This is a genomic window from Aeromonas sp. LsrichE-8G (assembly GCF_022869435.1).
GTDB classification, from domain to species: domain Bacteria; phylum Pseudomonadota; class Gammaproteobacteria; order Enterobacterales; family Aeromonadaceae; genus Aeromonas; species Aeromonas caviae.
The window spans coordinates 14,013-38,353 of sequence record NZ_JALIHH010000069.1; the positions used below are offsets into that span (position 1 = coordinate 14,013).

The window sequence follows — 24,341 nt, forward strand, 5'->3', positions numbered from 1 at the left end:
CCACTATCGGCCAACGGGCCCGAGCTGTCCTGACGGATCTTGCTCTCTTTGCCTCCCTTCGGGGAGAAGATCCACGACCGACAGCCCGGCGGGCGCTGCCTGACTTGTCGCGGGTTCGTCAGGCCAACAACAGGGCTGCCCCCGTCAGCAGGGCGGCGAGGGGCAGCACGGGGAGCCGTGGCACCCGCAGCAGGTAGAAGCCGACGGCGGCCAGCGCCAGATCGGTGGGGGAGAGCACGGCGCTCTGCCACACCGGCTGATAGAGGGCCGCCAGCAGCAGCCCCACCACGGCGGCGTTGATACCGGCCACGGCCCCCGCCAGACGGGGGCGGGCCAGCCAGTGCTGCCAGCAGGGGCCCAGCGCCCAGAGCAGCAAGAAACCCGGCAGGAAGAGCGCCAGGGTCGCCAGCAGCGCTCCGATGAGGGGAGTGGCGGGCAGCAGCACGGCGCCCAGGTAGGTGGCCAGGGTGAACATGGGGCCGGGTACCAGCTGGGCCAGGCCGTAGCCGGTCAGGAACTGCTGCTCGCTCAGGTGGTGACCCAGGCTCTCCTGCAACAGGGGCAGCACCACGTGACCACCTCCAAACACCAGGCTGCCTGCCCGGTAAAACTCGGCCAGCAACTGGCTGACGGGGCCGCTCGCCACCAGGGGCAGGCCGACGAACAGCAGGGCGAACAGCAGCAGGGTCGGCCAGTGAGGCTGGCGAGCAGGAGTGGACGCGAGGCCCTGACTCCCCGGGTGCGGCTCGCGCAAGGCACAGAGCAGGGCCGCGCCGAGCAGCATGGCGACCTGGGTCAGAAGCCCGGGGGCGCACCAGAGGGCGGCGGCGGTGGCCACCATGACCCCCTGTTGCAGTGCCGTCTTGCAGAACTGGCGGCTCATGGTGAGCACGGCATCCGCCACCACGACGAGCGCCAGCAGCTTGAGGCCGTGCAGGGCGGCGTCCAGCCAGAGGCTGCCCGCAAGCTGACCCAGACCGACGGCGGCCGCCAGCAACAGCAGGAAGGAGGGGAGGGTAAAGCCGACGAAGGCGGCCAGGGCGCCGCTGATGCCGGCGCGGTGGCGGCCGATGGCAAAGCCGAGCTGGCTGGAGGCCGGACCCGGCAGCAGTTGGCACAGGGCCAGCAACTGGGCGAACTCCGCCTGGCTCAGCCAGCCCAGCCGCTGGACAAAGGTGCGCTGAAAATAGCCGATATGGGCGGCCGGCCCGCCAAAACTGATGCACCCCAGCCACAAGAACTGCATGAATACCTGTCCCATCTTCCCCTCCTCGTCATCATCCTGGCCCGGATAATATGACAAAAAAGTGACAGTTTGGTGACGGTACGCCCTCCCGCGCTGCCTGCCATCAACAGGGGCTGGCGGGGGGCTGGTCGCCTCCGCCAGCAGACGAGAGGTACCGGGGTGACGCGCGGCAGCCTGCCGGTGAGGGTCAGGGGGCCGGTTGTGCCTGGGGCAGGTAGCATTGTCCCGCCAGCCAGCAGGCGATGGACTGGCGACTGGCATCGAAGTGAGGCTCGGGCAGAGTGTGCGGGTCGCACCAGCTCCAGCCCTCGCATTTTTCCGGCTCCAGCAGTTGCGGCTCCCCGTCCACCTCTGCCAGCAAGGTGACCGAGATGTAGTGCAGGCCGCTCTCGCGCCAGGTCTCCAGGTTGTTGGTGACGGCGATGACGCGAGGCTGGTGGATGACGAAGCCGGTCTCCTCCGCCACCTCCCGGATGGCTGCCGACTCGAAGGTCTCCCCCAATTCCAGATGACCGCCTGCGATGGACCAGTAGGGGGCATGGCTGCCCTTGCGCTTGCCAAGCAGTACCTGGCCCTGGCCATTGGTGAGAATGACGCCGACACCGACGCGGGGATAGGGGGTAGACATAGGGGAGGCTCCTTGCTGAGACGGCGGGGTGCGCCAGGGAAAACGGGCCTACCTTAGGGGGGATGGGCCCGTTGTGCAAGCCGCCTGTTCAAGGGCGATCGGATGCCGATTTTCCATCGCTTAAATGGATGGGTCTGGCGATATTCTATCTGTTAAATAGATGGGAAATGCCTCCGGATCAGGGCAGTCTGACCAGCATCTTGCCGGTATTGCGGCCCTGGAACAGTCCGATAAAGGCTTGCGGCATGCTGGCCAGCCCCTCGCTGACGGTCTCCTCGGCCTGGAGGGTGCCCGCCTCGAAGGCCGGCATGGCCTCGGCCAGGAACGCCCCGTAGTGTTGCCAGTGATCGGAGACCAGCAGCCCCTGCATCAGGATGCGCTTGCGGATCACCTGGGAGAGGTTGCGCGGGCCGCTGGCCTGGCCGTTGCTGTTGTACTGCTCGATGAGGCCGCACAGCACGATGCGCCCGTGCACCACCAGGTGGTTGAGGGCGGCATCCAGCATGGCGCCCCCCACGTTCTCGAAGTAGACGTGGATGCCTTCGGGGGCGAGGCGGGCCAGCTCGGCGTCGAGATCAGGGGTCTCCCGGTAGTTGATCACCGCATCGGCTCCCAGGGTCTTGAGGTAGGCGACCTTGTCGGCCGAGCCGGTGGAGCCGATGACCCTGGCCCCCGCCTGCTTGGCGAGCTGGACCGCCATGGTGCCGACCGCCCCGGAGGCTGCCGAGACCAGCAGGGTTTCACCGGCCTTCAGGTGTGCCACCTTGTGCAGGCCCGCCCAGGCGGTCATGCCCGGCATGCCGAGGGCGCCGAGGAAGCGCTGGGGCGGCAGGGTGGTGTCGGGCAGGCGGGTGAGCTGGGCGGCGTTTGCCACGAAGGCATCCCGCCAGCCCAGCATGCTGCTCACCTTGTCCCCCACCTTGAAATCGGGGTGGCGCGATGCCTGTACCGTGCCGATGGCGCCGCCGTCGAGGGGACCGTTGAGGGGGAAGGGAGGAACGTAGCTTTTTGCCTCGCTCATGCGGCCGCGCATGTAGGGGTCCACCGACAGCCACTGGTTGGCGACCTGCACCTCTCCCTCCTGCAGGGCGGGCAGGGGCACGTCCCGGAGGGCGAAGTCCTCCAGGGTGGGGAGACCGGTGGGGCGACGCAGCAGTTGGATTTGATGGCTGATGGCATTCATGGGCATTCTCCGGCAGTGGGGCCGCGCGTCGGGCGGCGGCCTGGCATTTTTGTTTGTGTGCAAACTAAAATCAGGGTAGTCCTGAACGCGGGGGCTGGCAACTGTTTTGTGTGCAAACTATTCAGCCCCGAAGTTGATGGGGTATACTGCCCCCCTTGTCGTCAGCGAGGTCCTCCATGAGCGAATTGAAAAAGCAGGTCTGTTTTGCCCTCTACAGCGCCTCCAATGCGGTGATGCGTGCCTATCGGCCGCTGCTGGACAAGCTGGATCTCACCTATACCCAGTACCTGGTGATGCTCTCGCTCTGGGCCCGGGACGAGGTCAGCCTCAAGGAGATAGGGCAGGAGACCGGACTGGATGCGGGCACCCTGACCCCCATCGTCAAGCGGCTGGAGAGCAAGGGGTGGCTGACCCGAACCGTCTCCCACGAGGATGAGCGGCAAAAGTGCATCAGTCTGACCGAGGCGGGACGCCAGTTGCAGCAGGAGGTCAGGGAGTGCTGTCTGGCGGACAGCTTGCGCAATCAGGTGGATCTGGCCGATGCTGAGTTGGCCCAGCTCAAGCAGCTTTGCGATCGCGTGGCGGCGCAGCTGGGGCGCTGATCCCTTTTCCCGTCAGGAGTGACCCGATGAAACCCATGCAATCCCTGCTGCCTCTGTTTGCCATCCTGCTGTGCGCCTGCGCCGATACCTCCTATCCCCGTTCCGAGCTGCAGATCGACGATGCCGATGCCTGGCAGGCCATCTGCAAGGACGGGGTCCGGGTGCGGGCGGTCACCGACGAGGGGATCTGTGCGGATCACCGCGGGGTGGCCATGTGGACAAATAAACCAAGGGCTGCACGGATGGCAGAAGAAGCGGCCAAGTAGTGTGACCTGTACGACATAAAATGACATGACCGGCCATGGGGCCGGTTTTTTTCGCGATCTTGCCAGCACTTTGGCACCTTGTTCATGGTGCACTCATTTTTCTCTTCCCATACTGGCCCTCAAGGTAGCAAACCAACAGGAGAGAGAGATGCAATCATCCATCGTCGGGCTCTCCATTCTGTGGGGGCTGGCCAGCTTTGGTGTTCAGGGGGATTTCATCGAGAGCCGTGATACCGCCTCCCCCTCCTGGCAGGCCGAGTCCAGAGTGGAGATGGAAGGGTACTTGATGGAGTCGTTGGGCGCCGATCGCTGGGTGTTCGACAACGGCAGCGAGAGCCTGGAAATATCTCTGCCTAAAGGGCAGTGGGTGTCGACCGGTGAGCGGCTGCGGCTGCGTGGCGAACCCCTGCAGGAGCAGAGCGGCTGGTTGCTGCAGGTGCAGGACGTCAGCCAGGTCGAGGCATGACGAGGCGTTCGCCACCTGGCGGCGCGAGGGCGCCCGGGGGCGGTGTTGACCGCGAATGCCCTTGATAGCAGAGACAAGAAGAGGAGGCCCGGGCCTCCTCTTGCTTTTGGTGCTCCCCGGATGAGGGGTGGGTCAGCCCAGGTGGTTGAGGGGCAGGGCGGTCTTGTGCTTGATGCGGCGCAGCACGAAGCTTGAACGCACCCCGGTCACGCCGGAGATGTGGGTCAGCTTGTCCAGCAGGAAGTGCTGGTAGTGCTCCATGTCCCGCACCACCACCTTGAGCTGGTAATCCGCATCGTTGCCGGTGATGAGGTCGCACTCCAGCACCTCGGGCAGATCCTTGACGGCGCGATCGAAGTTCTCGAACCGCTCCGGAGTGTGCCTGTCCATGGAAATGTGAATGTAGGCGGTGAGGGTCAGCCCCAGTTGGCGGGCATTGAGCAGGGTGACATGGGTATCGATGAGACCGGCATCCTCCAGCGCCTTGACCCGGCGCGAGCAGGGGGAGGGAGAGAGCCCGACCAGCTCGGCCAGCTCCAGGTTGCTGATGCGGCCATTTTCCTGCATCAGCTCCAGAATATGCCTGTCTATACGATCAAGTTTCAGCATTCTCCGTACCTCTTCGCAATTACTAATCCACTTTTCCTAGATTAAGGGTGAACTATTGCAAAAACAACTGAAAATACCTGCTACTTCACAACCACTCACCGCATCGCGGGGAGTACCATGGTTACATCTTCCGGTGGCAAGACAGGCGCCCGACCAGGCACCTGTGGTGAAGGACCTTACCGGGTCAAGAGCCCCATCAGCCGTTCGACCTTATCGGGAAACAACGGGCTGGAACGAGAGCACCCCCTCCCCGAAGGCAACAAAGCAGGCATCCCGGCGCCTGCTTTGTTGTTTTTGCGTTCCGCCCGCTCAGGGGCGGGGCGGCCGGATGCGATAGAGACAGCGGCTGTCCCCCTCCAGCAGATACTGCTCCCGCTCCACCTCGGCCGGCGCCAGCAACCGGCGAAACAGCGCCAGCTCGCTGCGGCAAAAGCCCCGACAGGCCCTGGCCGCACTGCAGATGGGGCAGTGACTCTCCCACCACAGCCAGCTGCCGTCCTCCTCCTGCGACATGTCCGCCATATACCCCTCCTGGGTGCGCAGCGCCTTGAGCGTCATCAGCCTGTCTGCCAGCGCCGGCTGGGTCAGCCTGGATTCATAGCGTGCCTGCATCTGCTGCTCCCGCCGCGTGATGAGCTGCTCCATGCCCGCGTCGCCAAACACCTGCCGGATGTCGTCGATCAGTTGCAGGGTCAGATCGCCATGGGTGTCGGGGAAGCGTTGCCAGGCCTGGTCGGTGAGGTGCCACAGGCGCACCGGGCGACCACGGCCGCGGGCCTCGTCACTAAACCCCACCCAGCCCTCGGACTCCAGGGCCATCAGGTGCTGGCGCGCCCCCATGGACGTCATCTGCAACTGGTCGCCGAGTTCGGCGGCGCTCTGGGGGCCGCGGGTTTTCAGCAGATAGAGGATCTTGTCGGTACTGGCGTTCATGGGGGCTCCGGTGGTGGGTATCGGTGCGGTGACCGCCTGGATGAGGTCATTATGGGTAGCAGGGCGATTTAAATCAACAATCTGCTTTACTTAATGGACGACCCCTCACAATATAAATAAACCGATAACTTTATTTAATGAGGCGAAGATGGAAGGGATCAAGGGACAGGTGACCCTCTGGGTATTGGTGATGACGGTGACGCTGGCGGTGGCGGGGTTCAGCCTGCCTTCCCCCGTCCTGGCGCCGCTGCTGCTGGATCCGGCCCAGGGCATGCTGACGCCACAGGCGTCGGACTGGAGCCGCAAGGTGTGGCTTGGCGTCATCATGGGGCTCTATCCGTTGTTTCAACTGCTGGGGGCCCCCTTGCTTGGCCGCCTCTCCGATCGCCATGGGCGCAAGCCGGTGCTGACACTCTGTCTGGTGGGGGTGCTGGCGGGGTATGTGCTGATGGCCCTCGGCATCGCCTGGCGTTCCCTGCCGCTCTTGCTGCTGAGCCGGGTGGTGGAGGGCTTCTTCAACGGCGACATCGCCATCGTGCAGGCGATGGCGGCGGACATGAGCACGGCCAGGACCAAGGCCCGCAACTTCGCCCGCATCAACATCGGCATGAACCTGGGCTGGGTGGTGGGCCCCATGATCGGAGGCTATGCGGCCGTGGTCTCGGGGGATTACAGCCTGGCGGCCTGGCTGGCGGTGGGGATGACGGTGATCAACCTGCTGCTGGTGCTCTGGCTGCTGCCCAATCGTCCCCCGGTGCCGGCGACCCGGGATGAGGCTCCCCTCTCGACCCGCCAACTGCTGCTGCAACCTCGTCTCCTGCCCTACTTTGCCTTGACCCTGGCAAGCTACGGGGCGGTGCAGCTCTACTTCACCTACTTCAATGTCTGGCTGGTGGAGCGGCTGGCATGGGATCCGGTGCAACTGGCCCAGGCCGCCGTGCTGGTGAGTGTGCCCATGATGCTGGGCTCCTGGATCGGTGAGCAGTTGGCACGGCACTGGCGCGGCAGCTCCCTTGGCATCGTCGGCCACCTGGTGATGGCGGCGGGCATGCTGATGTTCATCCTGCCGACCCAGTGGTGGGGGCTCGCGCTCACCTTCATCCCGGCGGGCATCGGCATGAGCCTGGGGGAGCTGGCCACCTCGGTGGCGGTCTCCAACCGCAGCCATGCCAGCCAGCAGGGGCAGGCGATGGGGCTCTACCGCGGTCTGGCGGTGGGCAGCGAGATCCTGGCGGTGGTGCTGGGCAGCCTGGTGCTGCTGGCGGGGACCGAGTGGCCCTTCTACCTGGCCGGCCTCTGCGGCGTGATCTGTGCCCTCGGTTTCTACGGATTGCGCAGACGGGCGGACAGGCGAAACGCCGTGGCCGGGTGCGCCGAGGCGGGCTGACGAAGGGCGCGGGGATCACAGTTCGGCGACGGGATGGCGGGCCGGACTTGCATCGCGGCGCCGAGTCTGGGACGGTATGGCTCTTTGCTCCGCTGTTCCCGCCCCCCGGCGAGCGCGTCTCCCATCATGGGCCTTGCGATGCCCAGTCCGCATTCCCGGCGGTGAGATGTGTCGTCATGGCACTGGAAACGGGAGGGGATGGCGCCGCACCCGTCTCGACATTCTTGGAGGTGATATGAGTCGTTATCAGGCCATTGCATTGGACATGGACGGTACCCTGCTGAACCGGGATCACAAGATCTCGTCCGCTACCCGGGCTGCCCTGGCCCAGGCCCGGGCCCACGACATCAAGGTGCTGCTGGTGACGGGTCGCCACTTCATGACGGCCCGTCCCTTCCACCACGAGCTGGCCCTCGACACCCCCATCATCTGCAGCAACGGTGCCTACCTCTATGATCCGGTGCAGGAGAGGATCCTCGCCGGGGATCCCCTGGCCGTGGCGCCTCTCACCACCCTGCTGGAGGAGGTGCAGGCCCAGCAGATGGGGGCGCTGTTCCACCTGGGGGACGGCATCGGCTACCTGGGCTGCGAGGAGCACGTGGGCCGGATGCGGCGCTGGTCGGCAACCCAGCCGGATCACCTCAAGGTCTCCCTGCTGCCCGCCGAGGATATCGAGTCCTGGTTGCAGTCCCCCATCTGGAAGCTGGAGTTGTTCAACCAGGATCCCGGCCGGTTGCACCGTTTCGTCGGGGAGGTGGTGGAGAGACTGCCCTTCACCCGTGACTGGGCGGCCCCCTATGCGGTGGAGCTGGTGCAGCCAGGTTGCAGCAAGGGCAACCGGCTGGCCCAGTGGGCGGCGAGCGAGGGGATCGCCATGGAGAACCTGGTGGCCTTTGGCGACAACAACAACGACATCAGCATGTTCGAGCAGGTGGGGCTGGCGGTGGCCATGGGCAATGCGGCGCCCCAGATCCAGGCCCATGCAGACCGGGTCACCGCGGATCACAACGAGGATGGCATCGCCCTGGCGTTGCAGCGCTGGGTCCTGCCCGCCTGAGGGGAAAAACAGTCTGCGGCATAAACAGAAAGGGGCCATGTCGGCCCCTTTTTGTCAGCTCCCGAAGGAGAACTGGATCACCCGATCCGGGAAGCGCAGCCGGTTGTAGTCCCGGTACACCCCTTCGTAGTGACGGATGGCGCGCTCGCGCTGGGCACGGTAGTAGTCGCGCTGGCGGCTGTCGCTCTCGCCCCGGATCTGCTGATCCAGCTGGTGGATGCTCCGCTCGGTGCGCTCCAGCTCCTGCTGCAATTCGCCGAGGCGCTGCTCCAGCAGGTACTCCTTGCGGCCGCGCTCGAACTGGGTGAGGAAGCTGGTGTCGTTGGGGCAGACCCCCAGGTATTCGCTCCCTTCCCGTCCCTTGCTGTAGGCAAGCTCGGGGATGCAATAGAGCTCCAGCCCCTTGGCGTAGCCGCGCTGCCACTCCGCCTCATCCACCCTGAGGCCGTACTCCCCGCAGGTCTTCTGATAGTCGCGGGTGGCGCTTCGGGTCTTGCCCTGCTCCCCGTCCTGATAGCCCTGGTTGTACCAGCTCATGGCACGGCACTCCTCCTCCGAGAGGGAACTGCACCCGGCGAGCAGGAAGGGAAGGGTCAACAACAGGATCTTGGGGGACATGAGGGGGCTCCGACAGCAAAGGGGGTGGGGCATTCTAGAAGAGGAGGCCCGTCCGGGACAAGCACCGGGCGAGGGGGCCGTATCATGATGTTTTTATCAGTATTTTCAAGCCGTTGTAGACGGGCTTCCGGCAGCCTTTTCTTGCCGGGGGAGGCAGGGTAAACTGCGCCTACTTTTAACTGGCATGTAACATAAAAACAATGAAAGTCCTGACCGTCGATTATCGCTCCCCCGATGCGGCCGAGCGCTTCACCGAATCCCTGCGCACCACCGGCTTCGGAGTGCTGACTCACCACCCCATCCCGAAGGAGCTGGTGCAGTCCATCTATGACAACTGGTATCGCTTCTTCATGAGCGAACAGAAGCAGGATTTCCTGTTCAATCGCGAGACCCAGGACGGCTACTTCCCGCCCTCGGTGTCCGAGGTGGCCAAGGGCCACAGCCAGAAGGACATCAAGGAGTACTTCCACATCTATCCCTGGGGCCAGATGCCGGCAGAGCTGAAAGAGCAGGCGATGGAGTACTACCGCCTCGCCAACGATCTGGCCGCCGAGCTGCTGGGCTGGGTGGAGCAGCACACCCCGGGTGACATCGCCGCCCACTACAGCTGCCCGCTCTCCTCCATGATCGAAGAGAGCCACAAGACCCTGCTGCGGGTGCTGCACTACCCGCCCTTCGACGGCACCGAGGAGCCGGGCGCCATCCGTGCCGCCGCCCATGAAGACATCAACCTGCTGACCATTCTGCCCGCCTCCAACGAGCCGGGCCTGCAGGTGAAAGGTTCAGACGGGGAGTGGATGGACGTGCCCTGCGATTTCGGCACCCTCATCATCAACATCGGTGACATGCTGCAGGAGGCCTCCCGCGGCTACTACCCCTCCACCACCCACAGGGTCATCAACCCGACCGGGGGCAGTGCCGCCAAGTCCCGCATCTCCTTGCCGCTCTTCTTGCACCCCCGTCCGGATGTGGTGCTCTCGGAGCGTCACACCGCCCACAGCTATCTGATGGAGCGGTTGCGGGAGCTGGGGGTCATCTAATCCCGCCAGACCCGGGCAGACAACAAACCGGAGCATCCCCGCTCCGGTTTTTATTTTGTGGCGCGATTGGTGGATTATCCGAACTTTATTGGTTAATGATGCTAAAAACTGAGTTTTATATCGGATATACGCCGAGTGATTGCGCGCCCGCGGGCGTACTCTGAGCGCCATTTCGTGCCTCGCTGGCAGGCCCTTCCCGTGGAGTTCTTATGAAGCAGCCCCAATGGTCATCCCGGCTCGGTTACATCCTGGCCGCCGCAGGTTCCGCGGTCGGTCTCGGCGCCATCTGGAAGTTCCCTTATGTCACCGCCGCCAACGGTGGCGGCGCCTTCCTGCTGGTCTTTCTGTTGTTCAGCTTCACCCTGGGGGTGGCGGTGCTGATGGGGGAGACCTTGATCGGCAGCCTGACCCGGCGCGGGGTGGTGGGCGCCTTTGGTGAACTGATGGGCAGGCGCTGGCGCTGGGTCGGTGCCATGGGCTTGCTGTGCAGCCTGCTCATCTTCTGTTTCTACAGCGTGGTGGGCGGCTGGACCCTGGGGTACACGGGCATGGCCCTGGCGGGGGAGCTGCAACAGGGGGACGGCGCGGCACTGACCGCCCGTTTCAACGACTACGTCGGTGATCCGCTCTGGCCGGTGCTGACCCACCTGCTGTTTGCCGGCTTGACCTGGTGGTTCGTGCGGGGCGGCGTGCAACAAGGGGTGGAGCGCACCCTGCGCTGGATGATGCCGGCCCTCTTCATCATGATCTTGCTGCTGGTGGCCTTCGGCCTCACCCTGCCGGGCGCCATGGGCGGGGTGCGCCACTTCCTGATGCCCGATTTCAGCAAGCTCGGCATGTCGGGTGTGCTGGACGCCATGGGGCTGGCCTTTTTCTCCCTCTCCATCGGCCTTGGCATCCACACCACCTATGGCGCCTACCTGCCTTCCAGCGAAGGGGTCGGTCGCTCCAGCCTCTGGGTAGTGCTGCTGGCGAGCGTCATCGCCGTGCTGGCGGGCCTGATGATCTTCCCGGTACTGGCGGCGACCGGTATTGACCCGGCCTCGGGCCCGGGCCTCACCTTCATGACCATGCCGGCGGTGTTCCAGCAACTGCCCTTCGGCCAGGGGCTGGCGGTGGTGTTCTTCTCCCTGCTGGTGGTGGCGGCGCTCTCCTCCTCCATCTCCCTGCTGGAGCACTTGCAGTGCTTCCTGTGCGAGAGCCTGGGCTGGTCCCGCCGCGCGGCGTGCAACCTGGTCATTGCCCTGGTGATGGCGGGTGGCATCCCGGTGAGCCTGTCGTTCGGTCCCTGGGCCACCCTGACCCTGTTTGGCAAGAACATCTTCGAGTTGCTGGACTTCATCACCTCCAACCTGATGATGCCCCTGTTCGGGCTGGCCCTGACGCTGCTGCTGGGCTGGCGGCTCGGTCGCCAGGCGCTGCCCGAAGGGCTGGCTCCCCACTGGCGGGCACTGCTGATGGGCTGCTGGCGCTGGCTGGCTCCCCTGCTCATTGGCGGCATTCTGGTGCGCGGCCTGGTGTAGGGAGGCTTGGTCATCTCTGCCACTCCCCGGCCGGGCTGGCCGGGGAGTGGGGTGGCAGGATTGACTCTTTATAAAAATCTGTTAATTAAAAATTAACAGAGTAACTGTCTGAAATTTCGATATTTTATTTTGGTTAAATCTGTTTTTGGTTCTGTTTTAGACTATTTCCTGTCAACTTCTCTTGCCATGGTTTAGGCTGTGGCTCCTTTTTACCGTGCAGGCGTCGCCCTCCCATGTCACCCCTTATCGCTCTCTGTGGCCGATTTAGCCCCTTCCTGGAGAGGTGACCTTGCAGGTGTCGTTTGTCTGACTGTTCATTGCCAAGGTCGCCCTCAGGCGGCCTTTTTTGTTGCGGCGCACACCGCGTCTAGCCATGGAGTATCGAACTGATGTTGTCTTGCCCGGAGGTTGTATGAGCCAGGTTCAGTGGTCTTCCCGTATTGGTCATGTGCTGGCGGCCGCCGGCTCGGCGATCGGCCTTGGCGCCATCTGGAAGTTTCCCTATGTGACAGCCACCAACGGTGGCGGTGCCTTCCTGCTGGTGTTCCTGCTCTTCAGCTTCACCCTGGGGGTCGCGGTGCTGGTGGGGGAGACCCTGCTCGGCAGCCGCAGCCAGCGCGGCGTGCTCGGCGCCTTCCACAAGCTGGTGGGGCCGAACTGGCGCTGGATGGGTTACATGGGGATCCTGTGTGGCTTCTTCATCTACAGCTTCTACAGCGTGGTGGGGGGCTGGACCGTGGGCTATGCAGCCCTGGCCGTGGGCGGCGAGCTCAACCTGAGTGAGGCGAGCACCCTCACCGCACTCTTTACCGGTTATGTGAGCGATCCCCTCTGGCCGGCCCTCACCCATCTCGTCTTCGCCGGGCTCACCTGGTGGTTCGTGCAGGGAGGGCTGCAACAGGGGGTGGAGCGGGCGCTGCGCTGGATGATGCCGGCCCTGTTCGTGATGATGCTGCTCCTGGTGGTGACCGGGCTCTCCATGCCGGGGGCCATGGCCGGGGTACGCCAGTTCCTGATGCCCGACTTTTCCCACCTGACGGGGCAGGGGGTGCTCGACGCCCTGGGGCTGGCGTTCTTCTCCCTCTCCATTGGCCTCGGGGTACACACCACCTATGGCGCCTACCTGCCGAGCAGTGACGGGGCGCTGCGCTCCGGGGTCTGGGTGGTCACCCTGGCGAGCTGCATCTCGGTGCTGGCGGGGCTGATGATCTTCCCGGTGCTGGCCTCCACCGGCATCGATCCTGCCGCCGGCCCCGGCCTCACCTTCATGACCATGCCGGCGGTGTTCAACCACCTGCCGTTCGGTCAGGGGCTGGCGGTGATCTTCTTCCTGCTGCTGCTGGTGGCGGCGCTCTCCTCCTCCATCTCCATGCTGGAGCACCTGGTGCGCTTCACCACCGAGGAGTGGGGCTGGTCGCGCCGCAATGCCTGCCGGGTCCTGACCCTGCTCATCATGGCCTGCGGCATTCCGGTCAGTCTGTCGTTCGGGCCCTGGGCTGACTACACCCTGTTTGGCAAGACCCTGTTCGATCTGCTGGATTACCTCACCTCCAACCTGATGATGCCCCTGTTCGGTCTGGTGCTGACCCTGCTGCTTGGCTGGAAGCTGGGGGACAGTATTGTGCCTGCGGATCTCTCGCCGCTGATGCGTGGTGCGCTGCTCTGGTGCTGGCGGCTGGTCGCCCCCCTGCTGATCGCGGGGATCCTGGTGCGGGGCTTGTTGTAACGCACCTGCCAGGGCGGCATGCACCGCCCTGGATGGCTATAGGCCCTGATGGGGACCGAGGGGCGGCAGTTTGGGGGCTAGGTGGGATCTCACCTGTTGCAGGGTCTCCCGATAGGCGTTCCCATGGTGTTCCAGGAAGGCGGCACTGTGGTTGAGACGCTGCTCCAGCCTGTCCACCAGGCGGGCCACCGCCGGGGCCGCCATGCCGGCGGGCCAGCACTGGGTCAGCAATACCAGCAGTTGCCAGGCATCCCCCGCCTGGGCCGGGAATCGCTCCTGCAGGGTCAGAGCACTCTGCACGGCGAGCTGGAGCTGACCCGTGGTCATGGCCCGTTGCCGCTCCTCGCGCAGCTGGGTCAGCAGCTGCTCCCGCTGCGCCAGTTGCCGCGCCAGATCGTCGACCACCTGCAAAATGAGCCCCTGCAACAGCGGGGTCTGTGCCACCGGCCCCTGATATTGGCCGAGCTGGGCCAGATAACGCTGGGCATGGTGGGGAAGCCCGCAGAACTGGCTGACGGCCACCCCGAGCAACTGGTTGAGGTGATTGTCCCGCGCCGCCTCCGGCGGGTGCTTGGCCAGCAGCATCAAGGCGTCATCGAATCGATAATCCAGACCCAGCATCAGGGCGCGCAGCAGCCCCTCCTCGTGGGCCCGCAGGGTCACGGCCTGCTGGCCGAGCTCCTCCAGGGCCTGCTGCAGCCCATGAACTCTGGCCTCTCCCGGTGGATGCCAGAGCACCGCCAGGGTCGCATCCAGCAGGCAGCGTTCGACAGAGTGGCGAAACGTCTGTTTGGGGAAGTAGCGCAGGATGAAATCGCTGGCCTGCGCCAGCACCTGACCTTCATCCCTTCGCAGTAAGGCCAGCAAAATGGCCACCTGGCGCCACTGCGGCTGCCAGGGGCAGCGTTGGAGCAAGCCTGACAAGGTTTCCCAGGCCGGATCCCACTGCGCCTCGTGCAGTTGGCAGGCGAGAACCAGCGCCTGATGGATGACGGGGGGCAGTCGCTCCCGGTTGCGGGCCAGATCCTTGTGGGCGCTCTCCACCCGGTTCAGCCCGAGCAGAGCCTGGTTCAGTCCCTGGCGTGGCCACCAGGCATCGTGCTCCGTGGTGCAGATGGCGTAGTGCTGGGCGGCCTGCACCCGTTCCCCGGCTTGCAGCAGCATGTAGCCCTTTACCCTGTCCATCTGTGCTTCCAGCCCCTTGTGGCTGGCGTGCCGGTAAAGCAGATCCTCGCACTGGGCGCAGGCGCTGCGCCACTCCCTGAGCGTCATGGGGGTGGCCAGGGGGCGGGTCACCGTGGTCAGTGCCAGCAGCGCTTGCAGGCTGTGCGCCAACTGCTCCGTGGTGAAGGGCACGGCCAGACGCAGGGCGAAATAGAGGTCGGAGGGGGGGAACTGGCCGGTGTCCTCGTCCTGCTCCAGCAGCAGGAGCACGCAGCCGGGCGCGAGCAGGCCCAGGTGGTGTGCTTCATGCAGCAGCCTGACTCCCTCGTGGGCCTGGTGGTGATACTGGCGGCAAAGAATGGCATCGAAGGCGTGCTGGCGCAGCAGGGCGGGCAGGCTTGCAATCTCTTTGCAGTGGAACAGCTCGGTGGGGGGCAGCCCCAGATCACTCAGTCCCTGGGTGAGGGTCGAGCCCATCATGGCATCGTCTTCGATGAGGAGGATCTGCATCTTTGACGCTCCTTCGCCGGTCGGGGGGGCGAGGTTGGATTCAAAGTTAGCCTCCACTCTCCCGCGAGAGCCAGAGGGGGTCAATACCCCACCTGGGTCAGGAATGGCTCAGTGCCAGCCTTGGGCAGGGCAAAGAAAGCATCACTGAAGGCCGGGCCCCCTGGCCGAGAAGGGGCAGTCCCGCTGGGGGACTCGCAGCTCCCCGGCTCCCGACTCTCCCTGCCAGGCGAGCTCGAGCTGGCCCAGGCGCCCGAGGCGGCGCAGCTCGAACTCGTAGCGCAGGCAGGGGTTGTCGGTGGGCAGCTGTGTCATTCCGGCGGGCAGCCGGTAGTCGTAGCGCAGCAGGGGGCCATCTTGCAGCCGGCTTTGCACGGGCACCAGTCCCTCCGCCGTCGGTGCGGGGGCCTTGAGATAGCGGCGCAGCGCCACCGGGGCGTCGATGGCTTTTTGATAGTGAAGGCCGTTCATGGCTGCCAACTCCTCCTCCAGCCGCGTCAGCTCCCCCTCCAGCCCGCTCAGGGCGGCGCCAAGCTGTTGATGGGCCGGGGAGGCGCAGCCTCCCAGCAGCAGGGTCGCGATCAGCAGGGCGGGACGGACGGCAGACATGAAGGTTCCTCGGGTGCCAGGGTCAATGACTATAGCAGGGGATTGGTGGGCGGCGTGCCCCTCAGCAGCCCGGCGAGGCGCTCCAGCCCTTCGGCGACGCGGGCGTCGGTGGCGGGCTGACTCAGGCTGAGGCGTACTCCCTGCGGGGCGGCAAACTGGCCGGCGGCGAAGTGTTCTCCGCTGGCGACCCCCACGTCAAGGGCGTTGGCGGCCTCCGCAAACTCCTGGCTGCGCCAGGGCTCGGGCAGCGGCAGCCAGGCGTGCATGGACCCCGGCTGCCAGCGCGCTCCCGGCAACAGGTGGTGCAGGAGCTCACCCCGGCGCGCCAGGATTTTTCGCTGGTGTTCGATGAGCGGCATGATCTGGCGCTGGCTCACCAGTTTGCAGGCCAGCTCGATGAGCAGCGGACTCACCATCCAGCTCGACAGCCGCATCGCCTGGGCGAAGCCGTTGCGAAGGGCGGGAGGGGACAACACGAAGCCGACCCGCAGGCCGCCGCAGGCGATCTTGGCGAGACTGCCGAGGTAGATGACCCGCTCCGGTGCCAGGTTGACCAGGGGAGGGAGCGCACTTTCGGGCAGCAGGCCGTTGACGTCATCCTCGACGATCAGCAGATCGTGGCGACGGGCGATGGCGACGATGGCGTCGCGTCGCGCCAGGCTCATGGTGGCCGTGGTGGGGTTTTGCAGGGTGGGGGTGAGGTAGAGCAGCTTGGCCCGGCGGGTACGGCACGCGGCATCCAGCGCCTCTGGCAGCAGTCCCTCCTCATCCATCGCCAGTCCCACCACCTGATTCTTGAGCTGGCGTGCATTGCCCAGCATGCCGGGGTAGCTCAGTCCCTCGCAAAACAGGGTCTCTCCCACGCAGCCGGTGGCCAGCAGGGCCAGCATGATGCCGTGCTGGGCACCATGGCTGAACAGCAGGCGATCTTCGCTCGCCGTGATGCCCTGCTCGGCGAGCCAGTCGACGAACAGCTGGCGCTGTGCGGGGCGTCCCGCCTCCTTGTCATAACCGAGCAGGCCGTTGAGATCCCCCTGCGCCAGCTCGGTGAGCAGGGGCCTGATGATGGCGCCCCTGTCCAGCTGGACCGGGAGGTTCTGCCACAACTCGATGCGCTGGCTGTCTTCATTGCGGATCACCCATTCGTTGGCGGGATCCGCCGCTCCCCTGACCCAGGTGCCGTGCCCGACCCGGGCCGCCAGCAGGCCCCGTCGCTCCGCCTCGGTGTAGGCGCGGGTGACGGTGCCCACGGTGACCCCCAGCTTATCTGCCAGGGCCCTGTGGGTCGGCAGCCGGGTCTCGGGTGAGAGGATGCCGGTGGCGATGGCCTGCTCGATGGCCTTGACCAGTTTGAGGTAGAGGGGCCCCTCGAAAGGGGTGAGGTCGGGAGTCCAGATTGTCATGGTGACAATAAATCCATTGATCCAAGATTGTCCGCAATATAGCGTGATTATCAGCCTATACACAACCAACAAGCACACATTGTATCGGTACAATGTGGCGAGAAAGGAGTCTCCCCATGACCATCGAATGGTATGCCACCCTGTTTGGCTTCGCCCTGCTCACCTGCGGCACGCCAGGGCCGAACAACCTGATGTTGACGGCGTCCGGTGCCAACTTCGGCGTGCGTCGCACCCTGCCCCATCTCATCGGGGTGGCGGTGGGCCAGCCTGTGCTGCAACTGGTGCTGGCGCTCGGCTTCTATCCGCTGTTCGAGCGCTGGCCCCTGCTCAAGCTGAGCCTGCAGGTGCTGGGCAGCCTTTACCTGCTGTGGCTGGCGTGGCGCATCGCGGTGGCAGGCGCCCCCGGAGATCCCGCCAGCCGTGCCCGCCCCTTGACCCTGCTTGAAGGGCTGGGCTTCCAGTTCCTCAATCCCAAGGCGTGGATGATGGGGATCTCGGCCATCAGTCTGTTCAGCCTGCCGGGGAGCGACTACTGGCCGAGCATGTGGGGCATCATGAGTGTCTTCCCCATGGCGGGGTTCCCGGTCTGCTTCGCCTGGGTGATGTTTGGCCATCAGCTCAGCCGCTGGATCAACTCGGACAAGGGGTGGCGTCGTCTCAACGGCAGCCTGGGTGCCTTGACCGCCCTGTGCGTGGTGATGCTCTGGTATTAACAGCACCTTGATTTTTCATGCAAAGAAAATGCATTGCTGACCTTGTCGTCAGGGCGTCGGCTCTGCATATTAGGAGGCTTGCCGTATCTGAACGAGGTTGAGATGGATCTGAACTGGTTGCTCCCCCTGGCGGGCTTTGCCCTTATCACCTGTGGCACGCCGGGCCCCAACAACATGCTGCTCACCAGTGCCGGTGCCGCCCAGGGGTTTCGCCGCTCCGTGCCTCTGCTGGTGGGGGTGGTGGGGGGCATCAACCTGATGATCCTGGCCACGGCCCTGGGGCTCGGGGTGGTGTTCGAGCGTCTGCCCCTGCTGCACGACGGCCTCAAGCTGGTGGGGTCGGCCTACCTGCTCTGGCTGGCCTGGAAGGTGGCCAACGCCAGTGGCCCGGCGGAGGGGAACCGGCCGCTCATCCCGGCCCATCAGGGGGCCATGCTGCAACTGCTGAACCCCAAGGCCTGGATGATGGCGCTCTCCGCCATCAGCGGCTTCACCCTGGCGGGGGAGGCTTACTGGCCGTCCGCAGGCTGGGTGCTCGGCATTTTCTTCGTGACCGGCCTCTATACCGGTGCCTTCTGGGTGCTGTTCGGTGCCCAGGTGCGCCGCCTCATCCGCACCGCCACCGGCTGGCGTCGTTTCAATCTGGGCATGGGGCTCGCTACGGCGGCCTGCGTGCTGATGATCTGGGTTTAGGCCTCGGCCTGAGCCTTTACCGGCTGTCTTGTTGGCCCTTCGGGGCCTTTTTTATTGCCGGGGCGGTGCAATCAAACGCGCCCCCTGAGGGATTGCGGCATTGGTTTGCACCATCGGGTGACATAAGGAGATCCCATGAAATGTATCGGTCTGCTGGGTGGCATGAGCTGGGAGTCCACCGTCAGCTATTACCAGGCCCTCAACCGGGGGGTTCGCGAGCGGCTCGGCGGTCTGCATTCGGCGCGGGTGTTGCTGAGCAGCGTGGATTTTGCCGGGATAGAGCGGTTGCAGCACGCCGGTGACTGGCCCGCCACCGCCCGTCTGCTGGCGGCCGAGGCCAGGGCCATCCAGGCCGGTGGTGCCGATTTCCTGCTGATCGGGACCAACACCATGCACAAGGTGGCGCCGGAGATCGAGGCCGCTATCGACATTCCCCTGCTCCACATCGCCGATGCCACGGCCCATCGCCTCCAGGCCGACGGGGTGACCCGGGTGGGTTTGCTCGGCACCCGCTTCACCATGGAGCAGGATTTCTACAAGGGGCGGCTCCAGGAGCGCTTCGGGCTGGAGGTGCTGGTGCCTGATGACGCTGCACGGGAGCGGGTGCACCGCATCATCTATGACGAGCTCTGCCTCGGCGATATTCGCGAGTCGTCTCAGGCCGAGTATCTGGCCATCATCGCCGATCTGGCACAGACCGGTGCCCAGGCGGTGATCCTGGGTTGCACCGAGATCGCCCTGCTGGTGGGGGCGTGCCAGGCCGCCGTGCCTCTCTATGACACCACCGCCATCCACGCCGAAGCCGCGGTGACGCTGGCCCTTGCCTGATGTGGTGCGGGCGGGGTGAGGGGGCGCCCCTCTCGGCGCCCCGCCTGTTTTTTCCTCCTTTCATAACTGTGAGTCAGCCTTCATTTCAGCAGGGCTGAAGCCGTTTTTATTGTCAATCGGCTCACATTTCCTCTTTTTGTCTCTTGAGTCCGGGGCATCAGACGCCTAGTTTTCGATCACTGAAACGATTCAGCTTTCACAAAAACAAGAGACACGAGGATATATCCATGTTGAAGAAACTCTCCATTGCCGTGCTGCTCGCCCTGGGCGCCACCGCGGGTCACGCCGCCGAATTTCTGCTGACCGACTCCCAGCAAGGGCTGGATGTGGGGGACTGGAAGATCACCAGCGAGAAGCTCGGTATCAAGAGCCCGGTTCCCTTCACCATCGAGAAGAAACGCCTGCACGGCGGCCGCCAGGAAGGGGTGGATCTGCTCATCGTCGACAACGGCGTCATGAAAATCACCCTGGTGCCGACCCGCGGCATGGGGATCAAGGAGGTCAAGGCGGCGGATCTGCGCCTCGGCTGGGATTCACCGGTCAGGGAGGTGGTCAATCCCGCCTTCATCGATCTCGAGAGCCGTGGCGGCCTCGGCTGGCTCGACGGCTTCAACGAGATGCTGGTGCGCTGCGGCTACGAGTGGACGGGTCATCCCGGAGTGGATGACGACGGCCGCCTCAAGAGCCTGCATGGCCGGGTGCAGAACATTCCCGCCTCCGTGGTCAGCGTGACCGTGGACGAAGAGCCGCCCTATGCCATCCACGTGCTGGGCCGGGTGGACGAGCGCACCTTCAAGATGAGCGAACTGGTCACCTGGACCCAGCTGAGCGTGGTGCCCGGTCAGGCGGAGTTTGCCCTGCAGGACAAGCTGACCAACCACGCGGACTACGAGAACGAGTACCAGATCATCTATCACGGCAACTTCGGGGCCCCCATTCTGGAGGAGGGAGCCAGGGTGAGCACGCCGGTGAAGCAGATCTCCCCGTTCAATGACTACGCGAAGGCCGGACTCAAGGGCTGGCAAACCTATCTGGGGCCCACCAAGGGCTTCGACGAGATGGTGTTCAACCTGGTGCCCTACAGCGACGCCGACGGCAATACCTTGGCAGTGCTGAACAACCGGGCCGGCAACGCCGGAGTGGCGGTGGGCTACAACACCCGACAGCTGCCGGTGCTGACCCTGTGGAAGAACACCGACACCCGGGCCCAGGGCTATGTGACCGGCATCGAACCCGGTACCAGCTATGCCTACAGCACCAAGTACCAGCGCCCGCTCGGGCTGGTCCCCAAGATCCAGCCGGGGGAGACCAAGACCTTCGATCTGACCTATCGCCTGCTGCAAAATGCCGACGAGGTGAAGCAGGCCCTGGCCCAGGTGGAGAAGATCCAGGGCGGTCGGGCCACCGAGCTGCGCGAGCAACCCCTGGTCAAGCTGCCATAAGGGAGAGACGCCCAGCAAAAAGCCGCTCCATGAGCGGCTTTTTCATATCAGGCCCGTCGATCAGACGTGGCTGTACATGGCTTCTATCTCGCGCTGGTACTTGGCCTCGATGATCTTGCGGCGCAGCTTCATGGTGGGGGTGATCTCCCCGAGCTCCATGGAGAAGGCGCTCGGCAGCAGGGTGAACTTCTTCACCTGCTCGAATTTGGCCAGCTCCTTTTGCAGATCCTGAATGCGGGCCTCGAAGAACTCCATCACTCGGGAGTGGCGCAGCAGCTCGGTCTTGCACTGGTACTGCAGGTTGATGGAGCGGGCGTACTCCTCCAGGGACTCGAAGCAGGGCACGATGAGCGCCGACACGAAGTGGCGGGCATCGGCGACGATGGCAATCTGCTCGATGAAGCGATCCTTGCCGAGGGTCCCCTCCACCAGTTGCGGCGCCACGTACTTGCCGTTGGAGGTCTTCATCAGCTCCTTCAAGCGCTCGGTGAAGTAGATGTTGCCCTCGTCATCCAGCTCGCCTGCATCGCCGGTGCGCAGGAAGCCATCCTCGGTCATCACCTCGGCGGTGGCCTCCGGCTTGTTGTAGTAGCCACGCATCACGGTGGGGGCGCGCACCAGCAGTTCGTTGTTCTCGCCGAGTTTAACCTCGATGCCGTTTAGCGCCGTGCCGATGGAGCCCAGCCTGAACTGGGTGTCTTCATAGCAGCAGACGGTGGCGGTGGTCTCGGTCATGCCGTAGCCGTACTTGAGGTTGAGCCCCATGGCCTGGAAGAAGAGATTCACCTCGTCCGCGAGACGGGCGCCCGCCACCGGCAGGAAGCGGGTACGACCGCCGAAACGGGCGCGCAGTTTGCGAAACACCAGGCGCTCGGCAAGCCAGAGCTGGCCATAGAGCAGGGGAGAGGCGGACTTGCCCGCCTGACGGGTGGCGACCATCTGCTTGCCCACCCGGGTGGCCCAGCCGAACAGGGCGCGGCGCAGGCGCGGCGCCTGGGCGACCTTGGCCTGGATCATGGCGTAGGCCTTCTCGTAGAGGCGGGGCACGGCGCACATCACGGTGGGCTTCACCTCGCCGATGACATCCATCACCTTCTGCGGGTCGCGAATGTAGACGTTCTCGGCGCCGCAATAGAGCACGTAGTAGCTCCAGGCACGCTCGAACACATGACTCAGCGGCAGCATGCAGAGGGAGACATCCTGCTCGCTGAGGTCGAGGCGAGCGTCATGCATCTCGAAGCAGGCGGCCATGTTGGCGAAATCGAGCATGACCCCCTTGGGTTCGCCCGTGGTGCCCGAGGTGTAGATGAGGGTCAGCAGGTCGTCCATGCGGTAGTGGCGCTCGCGCTCGCGCAGCACCAGCTCGCTGGGTGGGTGGTTGCCGGAGACGAGGAAGGTCTGGAAGTGGCTGGCAGCGGCGCAGCCGCGCAGATCGACGGTGCCGTCCAGGGCGACGATGTGGCTTATCTCGCCGCTGTCGATGAGGTGCAGCGCCTGATCGAACTGGGGCTGCTCCCCCACGAACAGCATCCTGATGCCGGCATCCTTGACGATGTAGCGCAGCTGATCGAGGGTGCTGGTGGGGTAGATGGGCACGCTGACGCCGCGGGCGGCCAGGATGCCGAGGTCGGCCTGGGTCCACTCGGGCATGTTGCGGGCATAGATGCCGACCATCTCGCCGGACTGGTGGCCCGCCCGGATCAGTCCCTGAGCGCAATAATCCATGGCCTGACCCAGGGTGCGCCAGCCGATGGCGCGCCACTGGCCATCCTGCTGGACGCGCAGGGCGGCCTTGTTGCCAAGGCGGGCAATACGCTCACGCATCACTCTAACCAGATGAAACTGCGACATCTCACGCATCCTCAAGTAACAGTTGTGCGCCCGCAGGGGCACCAAAATCGGGGCTGGAGTTTAAACTCTAACATTACAGCTTACAAGTGTGCGCCATTTGTCCTGGATCACAAAGTCGTCAACCAGATGAGAGTGAGGCATGATAGGGGGCAGGGATCGGATTCATTCAGGGAGTTGCACCATGAATATCGGGATCAAGAGCCTGTTCACCGGCGTGTTGCTGCTGTTGGCGGGGGCAGGCGCCCTCTGGTATCTGCTGGGGGGCGCGGGGGAGCAGGATAATCCCTGGCTGAGTGGCGCCGAGGGCTATGAGCAGGCGCAGCGGCTGGCGCTGAGGGAAGGATACCCCTTGCTCTACGTGATCGAGCGCGCCAAGTGCCGACGCTGCAAGGCGCTGAATACCAGGCTGTGGCGTGCCCCCGAGATGCAATCCGCCCTGGCGGGGCTGGTGAAGGTGCGACTCAACCCGGATGCGGGGGATGGCAGCGAGCACATTCTGCGCCGCTTCCCCCAGGTTGCGACGGCCCCTGGCATTTATGTCCAGCGACCGGGTGAGCCGCTTCGCCCCATCAAGATCGCGGTGGATATCGAACAGATCTGGATGCCCGGTGTCACCTACGGCCGCGGCTTCTTCATGCCCCTCTCGGGAGCCGCCTTCGAGGCCGTGCTGAGGGTGACCCTGAGCCTGGAAGACCCCTCCATCGACAACGCGCCCCTGCCCTGAGGGGGGAAGCGAAGCGGGGGAGTCAGGGAGGTCAGAGGGGGGCGCCCGCTGACGGCGGTCTGCTGTGGGTTGTCAGCCGAAGTCGAACAGACGGGACATCAGCACGGCATCCTCCCTCTCCTGCCCGGTGCCGTAGTAGTCGGCGCGGCGGCAATATTCTGCAAACCCCTCGCTCTCGTAGAGGTTGATGGCGGTGCGGTTGCCAGCCCTGACCTCCAGGAACCAGGCCTCGGCCTTGCCGGCCTTGCTGCGGACCAGGTACTCCCTGAGCAGCGCCCGCCCCAGCCCCTTGCCCTGAAAATCGGGGTGCACGCAGAGATTCATCAGGGAGCTGTCTCCCGCCACCAGATCCGAGATGTAGAAACCGGCCGGTCGTCCGTCCACCAGCATCAGGCCGTTGAGATAGCGCGGCCCGAAGCAGGAGAGCAGGTTGGCCTGGCTCCAGGGCTCCTGGTGGGCGGCCTGCTCGATGGGGTAGATGGCTTCGAAGTCCGATTCGAGCAGGGGGCGAAAGTGGGGCAAGAGGTCAGACATGGTCACTCCGGACGGGATTCAGGCTTGCGATGGACACCATGGCCGTGCCATGGTCGTGAGCATCAAGGGGTGTGGCGCTGCCGGCACTGCTGCCAGAGGGCGCGCTTGTGCGCCCCATCGGGCTTGAGCGGGCAGACCAGGGCATCGGGCCAGCGAGGGTCCGGCGCCGTCAGCCAGAGCAGGGGCGAAGTGGCCCCCGCGGGCAGGGAAGGCATCTCGGACAGCAGGGAGACCTCGTCGGTGCCAAGGCCGAGCCAGCGGCAGATGTCCCCGAGCAGGGAGGGCGCGGGCAGCGTCTCTGCCAGCAGCCAGAGCTTGCCGGTCGGCAGAGGGGCAGTCTCCTGCGGGGCCAGCACCTCGTCGGCGGGCGTGTTTGCCGGCTGCGCGGCGCCGTCGGGGCTGGTGCCTCCCGCCAGGAGTCGGCCTCTTTGTTGCCAGAGGGGGATGCCCATGCGGGCCAGGATGCGCTGGCGCAGCGGGTCCAGCAGGGGATCTTGCATGGCGAAGGCTCACTCTTGATCTGCGTTGGGGTAAATAATGATGCGCAGAGTACACTCTCGCGGGATTTGCTGCACCCCGGACGTGCGCT

At 64.8% G+C, this 24,341-nt stretch carries 25 protein-coding genes; 13 read left to right on the plus strand and 12 right to left on the minus strand.

Translation table 11 applies throughout. The annotated features are described in order from the left end of the window. Positions 1-118 precede the first annotated feature (118 nt). From chrA to MUW49_RS12425, 3 genes are all read right to left on the minus strand, one after another. Positions 119-1,261, minus strand: a complete 1,143-nt coding sequence (gene chrA, locus MUW49_RS12415) for a chromate efflux transporter (protein WP_210538379.1) — start codon at positions 1,259-1,261, stop codon at positions 119-121. A 172-nt stretch (positions 1,262-1,433) separates the two neighbouring features. Beyond that, positions 1,434-1,874: an NUDIX hydrolase gene (locus MUW49_RS12420; RefSeq protein ID WP_104455281.1), complete on the minus strand. Its 441-nt coding sequence runs from the start codon at positions 1,872-1,874 to the stop codon at positions 1,434-1,436. Between the two features lie 178 nt (positions 1,875-2,052). After that, the gene (locus tag MUW49_RS12425) at positions 2,053-3,057 is read right to left on the minus strand and encodes an NADP-dependent oxidoreductase (protein WP_049635933.1); all 1,005 of its coding nucleotides are present in this window, start codon (positions 3,055-3,057) and stop codon (positions 2,053-2,055) included. Positions 3,058-3,233: 176 nt separating this feature from the next. On the opposite strand from MUW49_RS12425, the gene MUW49_RS12430 reads away from it, so the two are divergent. The 3 genes from MUW49_RS12430 (at position 3,234) to MUW49_RS12440 (ending at position 4,391) form a co-directional block, all read left to right on the plus strand. Further along, positions 3,234-3,659, plus strand: a complete 426-nt coding sequence (locus tag MUW49_RS12430) for a MarR family transcriptional regulator (RefSeq protein ID WP_029313694.1) — start codon at positions 3,234-3,236, stop codon at positions 3,657-3,659. Positions 3,660-3,694: 35 nt separating this feature from the next. Next, positions 3,695-3,925, plus strand: coding sequence for a hypothetical protein (locus MUW49_RS12435; protein ID WP_029313696.1), 231 nt, complete (start codon positions 3,695-3,697; stop codon positions 3,923-3,925). 148 nt (positions 3,926-4,073) lie between these two features. Next, entirely contained in the window at positions 4,074-4,391 is a 318-nt protein-coding gene (locus MUW49_RS12440; RefSeq protein WP_041211026.1) for a hypothetical protein, read from the plus strand. A gap of 132 nt (positions 4,392-4,523) precedes the next feature. Here the strand turns inward: MUW49_RS12440 and MUW49_RS12445 are convergent, their stop codons facing one another. Both MUW49_RS12445 and MUW49_RS12450 read right to left on the minus strand, forming a co-directional pair. Continuing rightward, entirely contained in the window at positions 4,524-5,000 is a 477-nt protein-coding gene (locus tag MUW49_RS12445; protein ID WP_010672894.1) for an Lrp/AsnC family transcriptional regulator, read from the minus strand. Between the two features lie 309 nt (positions 5,001-5,309). Continuing rightward, positions 5,310-5,933: a metalloregulator ArsR/SmtB family transcription factor gene (locus tag MUW49_RS12450; RefSeq protein ID WP_041214535.1), complete on the minus strand. Its 624-nt coding sequence runs from the start codon at positions 5,931-5,933 to the stop codon at positions 5,310-5,312. Positions 5,934-6,081: 148 nt separating this feature from the next. On the opposite strand from MUW49_RS12450, the gene MUW49_RS12455 reads away from it, so the two are divergent. Both MUW49_RS12455 and MUW49_RS12460 read left to right on the plus strand, forming a co-directional pair. After that, complete coding sequence (locus MUW49_RS12455) at positions 6,082-7,320, plus strand: MFS transporter (RefSeq protein WP_039039394.1); 1,239 nt, start codon at positions 6,082-6,084, stop codon at positions 7,318-7,320. Between the two features lie 235 nt (positions 7,321-7,555). After that, a complete protein-coding gene (locus tag MUW49_RS12460) occupies positions 7,556-8,377 on the plus strand; it encodes a Cof-type HAD-IIB family hydrolase (protein WP_109112599.1) in 822 nt (273 codons plus the stop codon). A gap of 54 nt (positions 8,378-8,431) precedes the next feature. Here MUW49_RS12460 and MUW49_RS12465 read toward each other — a convergent pair whose 3' ends face one another. Then, positions 8,432-8,995 (minus strand): DUF2799 domain-containing protein, encoded by a 564-nt coding sequence (locus MUW49_RS12465; RefSeq protein WP_042015786.1) that lies wholly within the window; start codon positions 8,993-8,995, stop codon positions 8,432-8,434. Between the two features lie 200 nt (positions 8,996-9,195). Here MUW49_RS12465 and MUW49_RS12470 point away from each other — a divergent pair, with 200 nt between their 5' ends. The 3 genes from MUW49_RS12470 (at position 9,196) to MUW49_RS12480 (ending at position 13,284) form a co-directional block, all read left to right on the plus strand. Beyond that, complete coding sequence (locus tag MUW49_RS12470) at positions 9,196-10,035, plus strand: 2OG-Fe(II) oxygenase family protein (protein WP_010672899.1); 840 nt, start codon at positions 9,196-9,198, stop codon at positions 10,033-10,035. 209 nt (positions 10,036-10,244) lie between these two features. Then, the gene (locus tag MUW49_RS12475; RefSeq protein ID WP_109112598.1) at positions 10,245-11,558 is read left to right on the plus strand and encodes a sodium-dependent transporter; all 1,314 of its coding nucleotides are present in this window, start codon (positions 10,245-10,247) and stop codon (positions 11,556-11,558) included. 412 nt (positions 11,559-11,970) lie between these two features. After that, a complete protein-coding gene (locus MUW49_RS12480; RefSeq protein WP_041211033.1) occupies positions 11,971-13,284 on the plus strand; it encodes a sodium-dependent transporter in 1,314 nt (437 codons plus the stop codon). Between the two features lie 36 nt (positions 13,285-13,320). Here MUW49_RS12480 and MUW49_RS12485 read toward each other — a convergent pair whose 3' ends face one another. From MUW49_RS12485 to MUW49_RS12495, 3 genes are all read right to left on the minus strand, one after another. Continuing rightward, the gene (locus MUW49_RS12485) at positions 13,321-14,958 is read right to left on the minus strand and encodes a hypothetical protein (protein ID WP_210538377.1); all 1,638 of its coding nucleotides are present in this window, start codon (positions 14,956-14,958) and stop codon (positions 13,321-13,323) included. Positions 14,959-15,099: 141 nt separating this feature from the next. Beyond that, positions 15,100-15,564, minus strand: coding sequence for a hypothetical protein (locus MUW49_RS12490; RefSeq protein ID WP_041211035.1), 465 nt, complete (start codon positions 15,562-15,564; stop codon positions 15,100-15,102). 29 nt (positions 15,565-15,593) lie between these two features. Beyond that, on the minus strand, positions 15,594-16,967 hold the full coding sequence (locus tag MUW49_RS12495) for a PLP-dependent aminotransferase family protein (RefSeq protein ID WP_161470179.1): 1,374 nt from the start codon (positions 16,965-16,967) through the stop codon (positions 15,594-15,596). A gap of 116 nt (positions 16,968-17,083) precedes the next feature. Between MUW49_RS12495 and MUW49_RS12500 the strand changes: the two genes are divergently transcribed. From MUW49_RS12500 to MUW49_RS12515, 4 genes are all read left to right on the plus strand, one after another. Continuing rightward, positions 17,084-17,680 (plus strand): LysE family translocator, encoded by a 597-nt coding sequence (locus MUW49_RS12500; RefSeq protein ID WP_039039402.1) that lies wholly within the window; start codon positions 17,084-17,086, stop codon positions 17,678-17,680. A 102-nt stretch (positions 17,681-17,782) separates the two neighbouring features. Then, positions 17,783-18,373, plus strand: a complete 591-nt coding sequence (locus MUW49_RS12505) for a LysE family translocator (RefSeq protein WP_010672906.1) — start codon at positions 17,783-17,785, stop codon at positions 18,371-18,373. Between the two features lie 135 nt (positions 18,374-18,508). Next, positions 18,509-19,201 carry an aspartate/glutamate racemase family protein gene (locus MUW49_RS12510; RefSeq protein WP_043155387.1) on the plus strand — a complete coding sequence of 231 codons (693 nt, stop codon included), beginning with the start codon at positions 18,509-18,511 and terminating at the stop codon, positions 19,199-19,201. Between the two features lie 227 nt (positions 19,202-19,428). Next, positions 19,429-20,643 (plus strand): aldose 1-epimerase family protein, encoded by a 1,215-nt coding sequence (locus MUW49_RS12515; protein ID WP_043155385.1) that lies wholly within the window; start codon positions 19,429-19,431, stop codon positions 20,641-20,643. A 60-nt stretch (positions 20,644-20,703) separates the two neighbouring features. Here MUW49_RS12515 and MUW49_RS12520 read toward each other — a convergent pair whose 3' ends face one another. After that, positions 20,704-22,494, minus strand: coding sequence for a long-chain fatty acid--CoA ligase (locus MUW49_RS12520; RefSeq protein WP_161470180.1), 1,791 nt, complete (start codon positions 22,492-22,494; stop codon positions 20,704-20,706). A gap of 181 nt (positions 22,495-22,675) precedes the next feature. Between MUW49_RS12520 and MUW49_RS12525 the strand changes: the two genes are divergently transcribed. Further along, positions 22,676-23,218, plus strand: a complete 543-nt coding sequence (locus MUW49_RS12525; RefSeq protein WP_042016521.1) for a hypothetical protein — start codon at positions 22,676-22,678, stop codon at positions 23,216-23,218. Between the two features lie 72 nt (positions 23,219-23,290). Here the strand turns inward: MUW49_RS12525 and rimI are convergent, their stop codons facing one another. Together rimI and MUW49_RS12535 are read right to left on the minus strand one after the other, a co-directional pair. Beyond that, on the minus strand, positions 23,291-23,740 hold the full coding sequence (gene rimI, locus MUW49_RS12530; protein ID WP_113978432.1) for a ribosomal protein S18-alanine N-acetyltransferase: 450 nt from the start codon (positions 23,738-23,740) through the stop codon (positions 23,291-23,293). Between the two features lie 74 nt (positions 23,741-23,814). Beyond that, on the minus strand, positions 23,815-24,252 hold the full coding sequence (locus MUW49_RS12535; protein ID WP_049635924.1) for a DNA polymerase III subunit psi: 438 nt from the start codon (positions 24,250-24,252) through the stop codon (positions 23,815-23,817). Positions 24,253-24,341 lie beyond the last annotated feature (89 nt).